This is a genomic window from Bacillota bacterium (assembly GCA_012837285.1).
In the GTDB taxonomy this organism is placed as follows: Bacteria; Bacillota; DTU030; order DUMP01; family DUMP01; genus DUNI01.
This window is the reverse complement of record DURJ01000072.1, coordinates 1-7722: the sequence shown is the minus strand read 5'-3', so window position 1 is coordinate 7722 and position 7722 is coordinate 1. Positions and strand designations below refer to the sequence as shown.

At 46.1% G+C, this 7722-nt stretch carries 13 protein-coding genes; 11 read left to right on the top strand and 2 right to left on the bottom strand.

Features of this window, described 5'->3' with window-relative positions; genetic code table 11:
• Both GX016_04225 and GX016_04220 read right to left on the bottom strand, forming a co-directional pair.
• A partial coding sequence (locus tag GX016_04225; protein ID HHT70766.1) for a hypothetical protein occupies positions 1 to 193 on the bottom strand: 193 nt, incomplete at its 3' end.
• A 355-nt stretch (positions 194 to 548) separates the two neighbouring features.
• On the bottom strand, positions 549 to 932 hold the full coding sequence (locus GX016_04220; GenBank protein HHT70765.1) for a hypothetical protein: 384 nt from the start codon (positions 930 to 932) through the stop codon (positions 549 to 551).
• Positions 933 to 1183: 251 nt separating this feature from the next.
• On the opposite strand from GX016_04220, the gene GX016_04215 reads away from it, so the two are divergent.
• The 11 genes from GX016_04215 to GX016_04165 form a co-directional block, all read left to right on the top strand.
• Entirely contained in the window at positions 1184 to 1615 is a 432-nt protein-coding gene (locus GX016_04215; protein ID HHT70764.1) for a metal-dependent transcriptional regulator, read from the top strand.
• A gap of 42 nt (positions 1616 to 1657) precedes the next feature.
• Positions 1658 to 1891: a ferrous iron transport protein A gene (locus GX016_04210; protein ID HHT70763.1), complete on the top strand. Its 234-nt coding sequence runs from the start codon at positions 1658 to 1660 to the stop codon at positions 1889 to 1891.
• Entirely contained in the window at positions 1888 to 2130 is a 243-nt protein-coding gene (locus GX016_04205; protein ID HHT70762.1) for a ferrous iron transport protein A, read from the top strand. Before GX016_04210 ends, GX016_04205 begins: the two co-directional genes overlap by 4 nt.
• Positions 2131 to 2148: 18 nt before the next feature.
• Positions 2149 to 4248, top strand: coding sequence for a ferrous iron transport protein B (gene feoB, locus GX016_04200; GenBank protein HHT70761.1), 2100 nt, complete (start codon positions 2149 to 2151; stop codon positions 4246 to 4248).
• Positions 4249 to 4448: 200 nt separating this feature from the next.
• Complete coding sequence (locus GX016_04195; GenBank protein HHT70760.1) at positions 4449 to 4823, top strand: iron-sulfur cluster assembly scaffold protein; 375 nt, start codon at positions 4449 to 4451, stop codon at positions 4821 to 4823.
• 75 nt (positions 4824 to 4898) lie between these two features.
• Complete coding sequence (locus tag GX016_04190; protein ID HHT70759.1) at positions 4899 to 5744, top strand: MBL fold metallo-hydrolase; 846 nt, start codon at positions 4899 to 4901, stop codon at positions 5742 to 5744.
• Positions 5745 to 5773: 29 nt separating this feature from the next.
• Positions 5774 to 6223 carry a transcriptional repressor gene (locus GX016_04185; GenBank protein HHT70758.1) on the top strand — a complete coding sequence of 150 codons (450 nt, stop codon included), beginning with the start codon at positions 5774 to 5776 and terminating at the stop codon, positions 6221 to 6223.
• 128 nt (positions 6224 to 6351) lie between these two features.
• Positions 6352 to 6711: a DUF5320 domain-containing protein gene (locus tag GX016_04180; protein ID HHT70757.1), complete on the top strand. Its 360-nt coding sequence runs from the start codon at positions 6352 to 6354 to the stop codon at positions 6709 to 6711.
• A gap of 20 nt (positions 6712 to 6731) precedes the next feature.
• The gene (locus GX016_04175) at positions 6732 to 7094 is read left to right on the top strand and encodes a dinitrogenase iron-molybdenum cofactor biosynthesis protein (GenBank protein ID HHT70756.1); all 363 of its coding nucleotides are present in this window, start codon (positions 6732 to 6734) and stop codon (positions 7092 to 7094) included.
• Positions 7095 to 7227: 133 nt separating this feature from the next.
• Positions 7228 to 7557 (top strand): dinitrogenase iron-molybdenum cofactor, encoded by a 330-nt coding sequence (locus GX016_04170; GenBank protein HHT70755.1) that lies wholly within the window; start codon positions 7228 to 7230, stop codon positions 7555 to 7557.
• 14 nt (positions 7558 to 7571) lie between these two features.
• Positions 7572 to 7722 (top strand): P-loop NTPase (locus GX016_04165; protein ID HHT70754.1); only part of this gene is annotated, 151 nt, incomplete at its 3' end.

Below are 7722 nucleotides of genomic sequence, written 5' to 3'. Positions count from 1 at the left end.
CACTGTAGCCAGGGAACAAAGAAGCATGGTCAGCGTCGCTCTCGTAAAGTTCGATATGGCTCAAGTTTTCCCGTGTAACGCTCTGCTCCGGGACTGATGGCCCGCTGGCTAACGCGGGAAGCGAAGGGAAAACCAAGACCATAATTAACGCCCAACCCAACCAGCGAAAACGGTGCCTAAACTTGGCCATCATATTAGAGACCCTCCTTATATGAGTGAACTAATAAAACGTTATCAGATAGGGCAAGAATCTTCCCTAAAATGCCTTTGAATAATAATAACATGAATAACTATTGCGATCAATGGTTATCCAAGCAGCATATCAGTTTATTACACCAAGTATTCCTATAGACAAGGGGCCGGCACGGGGCCCGGCCTCACATTGGAACCTGCACGTTATTTATTTCGTGAGGGCACAGAGGCCCTTCCCTAAGAGTAGGGTTATGGGCTGCAAGTCTTGCGTAGGGGAGACACTCTGTGGCCGCCCGGCTTCTTTTGCTCTAAAAACCGGAGAAGCGGTGGAATATGTACGCGGTAATACGAGCTGTCTACCATTTTACCGAAAATCCGCCACGGTGCCTGCGTGCAGTTATACGAACTGACACTTTCCCTGTTATTGTTACCACAAAAGATGACGTGGGGATATCCTGCTCAGAGTAAAACACAGTGCCATCTTCACCTTTGATTTCCAAATCGATGTTACCCGAAGATGTTTTTATTTCAATATTAAGGTCATGAGGAGTATCTCCAGGATTTATTTTGCGCTCTCTAAAACCTGTAAACAGGTAATATTTTGCCGACCATAGGTCAGCATGGCTGCGTTCGATGAAGCCAAGTCTTATACTGGAGCCGAACGTTGTGATTCCAGAGACGGCCATAATTATAAAAACAGCGCCCAAGACTATCACCGTCAACAATGTTTTCTTCTTCATCGTCAAGCCTCCCAATCATTTCTTAATACATTCTGCCCAATATAGAAAAGAGGAAAGAGTTTTCGTGCCCTAAACTAGGTTTACCGTAAACGTATCACTAAATGTAAATCAAAGCGATCGTTATTTACATTGACAAAGCCGAGGGAAATAGCTATCATAGAATCAGGATGAGAATGATTATCATACCATTATTTTACGACAAGAAGTTAGGCACAACTAACTTTTGTTGTTGATGCTAAGGAGTGAAGAATATGCCTTATGTCCTGACAGGTTCTTCATCCATGCAAGATTACTTGGAAGCGATCCTCGATCTTACAGAGAAGGATGGTTTAGTAAGGGTGAGCGATATTGCCGGCCAACTAAATGTTACTAAACCCAGTGTGACCCAGATGATTGAAAATCTGAAAAAGCAGGAGCTCGTCAAACAGGAGCCTTACGGCCCAGTAGAGCTAACCGGTGTCGGTCGGGAGCTGGCGACCAAGGTACGTCAGCGGCACCGCTTACTTAAGCAATTTTTGATTGATGTATTGGAAGTTGATCCAGAGATCGCTGAAAGAGACGCTTGTATGATCGAACATGTAATAAGCCCACAAACTATGGAGAAACTGGTAGAATTTTTGCCGGTTGTGTCTTTGCCGGACGAAGGGACAGGATTTACTGCCAATAGGCACGAGCAGAATTAGGTTAAATAACTAAGGAGGCAAGTTTCTTTGGACACGAAAATCATTAACAGACTAAGCAAGCTCAAAGTAGGACAAGGCGGCAGTGTAGTTAAAATCGAAGCCCAAGGTCTGGTGCGGCGGCGGATTTTGGAGATGGGGGTTACCTTAGGTACAGAAGTTGTTGTTACAGGTACTGCTCCGCTGGGTGATCCGATAGAAATTACGGTAAAAGGTTATCACCTAAGTCTAAGAAAAGAAGAAGCGGCCAGCATTTGGGTGGAGGCGATAAAGAAATGAAGAAACGTCTCTTACCACTTGGCTTTGTTCCAGCCGGCAGTACAGTCTTAATTCGAGAACTCGATGGTGGTAGGAACTTGTCTCACCGACTGACAGAAATGGGGCTTGTTTGTGGCACTGCAATAAGGGTGATAAAAAACGATGTGGGCGGTCCGCTGATTATCTCTGTGGGTGAAGGTCGACTGGCTTTGGGACGCGGTATGGCCCTTAAAATATTAGTGGAAGAAGAGGTATTGTAGAATTACCATTATTGGCCAATGTTAGGCGGGACTAACTTTAAGGGAGGAATAGATGTGGAAGCAGCACAAGTTCTAAATACAGAAGCACAGTGTGAATTACCGCTGGTTATTGCCTTGGCCGGCAACCCTAATTCAGGCAAAACAACTGTTTTTAACAATTTGACCGGCTCTCGTCAACATGTAGGCAATTGGCCAGGGGTGACGGTGGAGAAAAAAGAAGGTGAGCTTGTTTTTCAGGGAGAACCTATCCGGGTGGTGGATCTTCCGGGGACTTATAGCTTAGGCGCTTATTCCGAAGATGAAGGAGTAGCCTGTGATTATATTTTGTTTAAAAAACCTGATGTGGTTATCAACATTGTCGATGCTACTAACTTAGAGCGCAATTTGTATCTTACTGTTCAGCTGATGGAAATGGGAGCCAATGTAGTGGTGGCTCTTAATATGTACGATGAGCTTGAAGCTAAAAAAACAACCATTGATATAGAGCAGCTGGAAAAACTGCTGGGGGTGCCGGTGGTACCAACGGTGGCTATTCGAAACAAAGGTCTTAAGGAGTTAGTGGCCCGGTCGGTTAATTGTGCCCAGCTTCGGCAGCGGAAGTCGGTTGGAGTTAACTATGGCCCTAAGCTAGAAGAGGTTATAAACTTAATGGAGACGGAAATTAGGGCCAACGCTGCCATAGCAGCTGATTTTCCATCTCGCTGGCTAGCGCTGAGGATATTAGAGCAGGACGAAACGACCATGGGCCGATTAGCTCGCTATCCCGGAAGCGAGCAGCTACTAAAACGCCTACAGGAAATTGTTGATCGCTTGGACTTAGCTGAAGAAGATATCGAATCCACGCTAATTGATCGGCGGTATGACTTTATCGTCAATATGGCTAAGCAGACTGTGGTTCGGCAGCAGTCAGCGATGGAACAAAAATCGTTATCCGATCGCATCGATGCCATCGTCACCCATCGATACCTAGGCATTCCTATTTTTCTGCTGGTAATGTGGACTGTCTTTCAGCTGACATTTGTTATAGGGGATCGGTTAGTCGATTTAGTGGAAGCGTTTTTTGACTGGTCAGCAGGGATCGCTGCTAACTGGCTGATTAATATTGGGGCGCCGGAATTGCTGACGTCGCTGGTAACCGACGGTATCATTAACGGTATCGGTGCAGTGTTGGCATTTATGCCTCATATTATGCTGCTCTTTTTCGCTATTTCGTTACTGGAAGATAGCGGCTATATGGCTCGGGCCGCCTATATTATGGACCGTTTTATGCACGTGCTTGGTTTGCATGGAAAGTCATTTATTCCGTTGCTGTTGGGTTTCGGGTGCACTGTCCCGGCCATTATGGCTACGCGTACTTTGGAGAACAAACGGGACCGTTTGATTACTATTTTGATTACGCCGCTTATGTCTTGTAGTGCTCGTTTACCGATCTATGCCTTGTTTGTCGGGGCTTTCTTCACGGCTAATAAAGGGCTGGTGATATTCTCCCTTTATTTGCTGGGAATGGTGCTGGCCATAGTAATGGGCGTATTATTTAGCCGGTTTTTGTTTAAGGGCGAGACCTCGTACTTTGTGATGGAATTGCCGCCTTATCGTTTGCCCACTTTCAAAAGTACTTTTATCCATATGTGGGAGCGAGCGCGGATGTTTATTCGTAAGGCCGGTAGCATTATCTTAATGGCAGTGGTTTTGGTATGGGCGCTGGCTAATTTGCCATTGGGGGTACAGTACGCCAGCCAAGAGAGCATGTTAGGACAAATTGGAACATTTCTTGCCCCGCTATTTAGGCTGGCTGGGTTCGGTACTTGGGAAGCAGGAGTAGCACTGGCTTTCGGAGTTTTGGCCAAAGAGGTGGTGGTGAGCACGTTAGGAGTTGTCTATGGGGTGCAGGAGGCTGGGTTAACCCAGGTGATCGCTCAACACTGGACGCCGCTAGCGGCTTACTCGTTTATGGTTATGAGTCTGTTATATACACCATGTGCTGCTGCTATTGCTACTATTAGAAGAGAAACAAATTCCCTCGGCTGGACTGCCTTTGCCGTGGGCTATACCATGCTATTGGGTTGGGGAGCAGCGGTGTTAGTATATCAAGTGGGTAGCCTCCTGGGTTTTAGCTAGGGAGGATCTATCGAGGTTTCCTAGATGTTAGTCAATTTTTAAGCCATGGCGACGATCGCCATGGCTTTTTTGATAGGCAGCAAATATTGGGCCTCGATTATTGACATATGAACAATAGCAGGTTTAATGTTTAGTTATAAAAGAGCATTTGATCAATATGCTAAGAAACAATCTTTTAAGAGTAGGAGTGAATTTTACCAATGTATACTGACTTATTGCTTGATCATTTCCTTAATCCACGCAATGTAGGGGAGTTGCCCGATGCTGATGGCGTAGGAGCGGTAGGTTCCCTGGAATGCGGTGATTATTTGGAAATTGAGATCAAAGTTACCGATGGGAAAATAAGCGACATAAAATTTGAGGCTTACGGATGTCCGGCGGCGATAGCAACTACCAGTGCAACTACGGAATTGGCCCGGAATAAAACCCTAACTGAAGCCTGGGCCATAACCGACAGCGATGTGATGGCCTGCCTCGGTGGCTTACCTGACCCCAAGATCCATTGTTCTTTACTTGGGCCTGCTGCTCTTAAAAAAGCGATAGAGGATTATAGATCAAAAAAAGAAGCAGAATGAGGGGAAAATCTACACTTATTGTTGACATATGCCCATAACAAAGATACTATATAAATAGCGGATTATCCGGGGGAGGTGCTTGAACTGGCAGTTGTTTCAATCACGATTCTGGTGGAGAATACCGTACGGCAGCCCGAACTGCTAGCCGAGCATGGTTTTGCTGCTTTGGTAAACGTTAACGGTAGGAAGATACTTTTTGATACCGGCGCCAGTCATACATTAATTTCTAACGCTGGGGTTTTAGGGATAGATCTAACTGATGTTTCGGCAGTGGTCTTAAGCCACGGCCATTATGATCATACCGGCGGACTTAGGGATGTTCTTAAGCTTTATGGCCCGGTGGATGTTTACGCTCATCCCGATGTGTTTAGCGAACGTTACACAATAAAAAAAGATGCGGATCCGGAATATATTGGCATTGGCTGGACCAGGGAGCAACTTCAATACGAGGGCGCTATATTGAATCTGCGGACCACGCCGACAGAGCTGGAAGAAGGCGTGTTTCTGACCGGTGCAATCCCGCGGTTAACTCCGTATGAAAAAATATCAAACAAATTTCAAGTAAAATCAAACAGCGGTTGGGAACAGGATAAAATTTTAGATGACCAGGCTCTTATAGTCCGGTCTTCCCAAGGAATAGTTGTCATTTCAGGGTGTGCTCACGCCGGGCTCATCAACACCTTACAACATGTGCAGCTGATAACCGGCGAAGAAAAGATACACGCTTTTTTCGGCGGAACACATCTTAATAGAGCTACTAATGAGAGGATCAAGTGTACCGTCGAAGCCTTGGGCGAATTAGATCTAGACATAGTCGGTGCTGGGCATTGTACTGGTTTTGAAGCCAGTGTTGCCCTATATAATACACTGGGTGATAAGTTCGCCTGCATACCCGTTGGTAGCGTGTTTGAGTTAGAATAATGAATTTGGTTAGGGGGGAAGCTCGTACTATGCCACTGGCAAACCAATTAGAAAAATTAAAAAATGATAAGTATCAGCTGACTCCTCAAAGACGGGCTGTTCTCCAAGCTTTGAACAACACCATGCCGGAGCACCCTACAGCTGAAGAAATATATACTGAAGCAAAGAAGTATTATTCAAACATTGGACTGGCTACGGTCTATAGAACTTTAGAACTGTTAACCGAGCTGAAAATGATATGTCCTATCGTAGTACCTAAGGGGTCCACCAGGTATGAGATTGCCCACGAACAGCACGGTCATTTTATTTGTCTAAGCTGTGGTCGGGTTTTTGATGCCAATAAAAAAGAACTGAACAAATATATGAATGCTGTAGAGAAAGAAGCCGATTTTATGGTAACAAGTACATCTCTACAGCTTTTTGGTTACTGCCGTAATTGTAATCTTGAAGTAAGGAAGGGCCTAGTTGAAAATATTTAAGGGTGGTAAATGGAAGAATATACATTAAATTTTTTCTCTAGATATTGACTAGTGCCCATAACCTAGGGTATACTAGTAATGAGCATATGCTCATTAATTATATAAAAACAAGAAAGGAGTGACTTGTAATGCCGTTTGGTGATGGAACTGGACCACAGGGAATGGGACCTCTAACTGGACGTAGATTAGGATATTGTGCCGGTTTTCCTGCCCCAGGAGCATGTAGACCTTTTGGTTACGGCGGCCGTGGGTTTGGTTTCGGCCGTGGACGAGGGCGCGGACGCGGATTCAGGCATCGTTATTGGGCTACAGGCATGCCCGGTTGGGCGCCACAAGGCGCAGTGCCTCCTTTTTTTCCGGCCGAGCAGGTAGACGAGGGTAAGATCCTAAAACAGCAGGCCGCCTACCTAAAAGACCAGCTAGAAGATATCGAGGAACGTCTGGCCGAACTGGAGAAGCCGGCAGATGATGAAGGCAAAGATAAATAAAATTAGGTAGGAGGGCGATTATGAAGGTTGTTATTACAGCCCAGCAAGGTTCTCTTGACAGTGCTGTGGATCCACGCTTTGGACGTTGTCAATACCTGCTTTTTGTTGATACCAATACTAATACTTGGGAGGCTGTCCCCAATCCGGCTCTAAACGAGACCGGTGGTGCCGGAATTGCGGTGGCACAGTATTTGGCCAAGGAAAAGGTAGATGCTTTAGTTACCGGTAACATCGGCCCCAACGCCGCTCGGGGGCTGGCGGCCAGCGGAATTCCGGTTTATGTCGGCGCTGAAGGTACTGTGAGCGAAGCCCTAGCGGCAGTGAAAGAGGGGCGACTAGCCCAGGCATCAGGGCCTACAGTAAAGCCTCATAGCGGTATCTAAAGTTGAGGTCATTACTTCGTCAGGAAAGGCCACAGCCGTAGGAACCATATGCTAAGTTAAGCTTATTTTCCCGGGTGCTTAGCTCGGCGGCTGTGGCCGTTTTTTAGCAATAAAACATGGGAGGTAAACTATTATGAAGGTAGCAGTAGCAACAGAGAGTGGTCAGGTGGCTGCTCATTTTGGTCATTGTCCGGAGTTCACTATTTATGATGTTGAAGACAACCAAGTCAAATCAAAAACGGTTGTTACCAGTCCTCCGCACCAGCCGGGACTTTTGCCACGCTTTTTAGGTGAGAAAGGCGTTAATTGTATTATTGCCGGTGGCATGGGCCCCTCAGCACAAGAGCTTTTTGCTCAGCAAAACATTTCTGTAGTCATTGGTGCCAGCGGACCCATCGATGATGTGGTAAAAGCCTACTTATCCGGAGACCTCACTCTTGGTGACAGTGCATGTCATCACTAGTAGGAAGTGATAGTGTGAGAGTGGCAATAGCCAGCGGTAAGGGCGGAACAGGCAAGACAACTGTAGCGGTAAACTTAGCGCATGTGCTGGCTCAAGAAGAGCCGGTGCAGTTTATTGATTGTGATGTGGAAGAGCCGAACGCCCATTTTTTCCTTAAGCCGTCTT